This is a genomic window from Bartonella acomydis, assembly GCF_039543025.1.
GTDB classification, from domain to species: domain Bacteria; phylum Pseudomonadota; class Alphaproteobacteria; order Rhizobiales; family Rhizobiaceae; genus Bartonella; species Bartonella acomydis.
Map to the genome: position 1 here is coordinate 1 of NZ_BAABIY010000018.1, position 633 is coordinate 633.

A 633-nucleotide genomic window follows, 5' to 3' on the forward strand; every position below is an offset into this window, starting at 1 on the left:
CCGGTGACTTTGACCAATCCCTTGAGCAACTAGCCCGTTCTCCAGAACTGTCATGGATCAAGCAATTGCGTGATGATCCAGATTTAGCCAAGCAAGTGGATTGGCAGGCTGTTAAGGCTGAATTTAAGAACTGGGATTATAAAAAGCAGGGTCTCACAGAAGTAGGGGCAGCTTTTGTCACCTTGATTGTAACAGCTGTTACCGCCGGAACAGCTTCCAGTGCAGCCGGTGCTATTGCCAGTACATTAGGTGTTAGCTCCAGCACAGCCATGAATGCAGCGATACAAGCAGGTATCCAAGCACTGATTGACAAAAGTGCTGTAGCTCTTGTCAATAATCGTGGCAACATTGCCGATGCNAGTATTGTCTCCTCAATGTTAACAGCAGGCTTAACCAGCCAACTCACAGAGATAGCTGGTGTTGGTCAATCCTTACCTAAAACAGCACCTTTGATTGATCGTATCACGCGTGAAGCAGAAAAGAACCTGATCAAAGCAGCCATTGGTACGGGCGTTCAAACGGTTCTTGAAGGCGGTTCACTTGACAAAAACTTTTTTAACAATCTGCGTACAGCATTGTCAGGAACCCTTGGAAAAACATTAGCGGAAGAAATTGGTACCGCTAAGGCAGAGG

1 protein-coding gene is annotated in these 633 nt (G+C 46.5%); it reads left to right on the forward strand.

What is annotated here, in order from left to right:
- A partial coding sequence (locus tag ABD909_RS04240) for a DUF637 domain-containing protein (protein WP_345096725.1) occupies positions 1-633 on the forward strand: 633 nt, incomplete at both ends.